Origin of the sequence: Pelomonas sp. KK5 (assembly GCF_001984095.1) — a bacterium.
Classification (GTDB): Bacteria; Pseudomonadota; Gammaproteobacteria; order Burkholderiales; family Burkholderiaceae_C; genus KK5.
Window position 1 is genome coordinate 1 of record NZ_LYVQ01000540.1, and the last position, 569, is coordinate 569.

A 569-nucleotide genomic window follows, 5' to 3' on the forward strand; every position below is an offset into this window, starting at 1 on the left:
TAGGCGTCGGCTGGAACTGCGGGTTAGCCATTGTTTGCCTCCTCAGCCGAGAAACGAAACACACGAAGCGGTTCGAGTGTTGCACCAGCAATTGATGCTCCCGAGTTGAGGGCTGCATTGGCAGCGTTCATGTCTGCGCTCCGCGCAATGATCATCTGAAACTGCTCTCGAGAAAGTTCGTCGCTCCAGCCACCTTCTAGAGTGTTGAACGCAAGCGTGAGTGCAGCTGTGAAGTAGTGCTCGGTTTCAATCGGCACATTGACTTCAGCCCCGCGGGCGTCAAGCGCGATGTAGTGATTGGGAAAACCTGCAACACCCATGCGTCGCAGAAGTGCCCATGCAAAGGCGGACGGGACAAATACGTTCAGCTTCTCCGCATGTGCAACTGAATAGCCAAGTTCAGTCAGACGATTGACGATGGCATCTTCGCTTGCCTCCGGAGCCGACGCCAGAACGCGCAACGCATCGTGCACTGCTTGCATCGCTGATTCATGGCCAATGGTCGATTTCATGTGAAGGCTAACGATTGCGTTCAGCCGCGCCGTTAGGCGTCGGCTGGAACTGCGGGT

General features: G+C 55.9%; 1 protein-coding gene. It reads right to left on the bottom strand.

Annotation, left to right across the window (positions count from 1 at the left end; translation table 11 throughout):
* Positions 1-23: 23 nt before the first annotated feature.
* Positions 24-569 (bottom strand): hypothetical protein (locus B0W88_RS32185; RefSeq protein ID WP_233151922.1); only part of this gene is annotated, 546 nt, incomplete at its 5' end.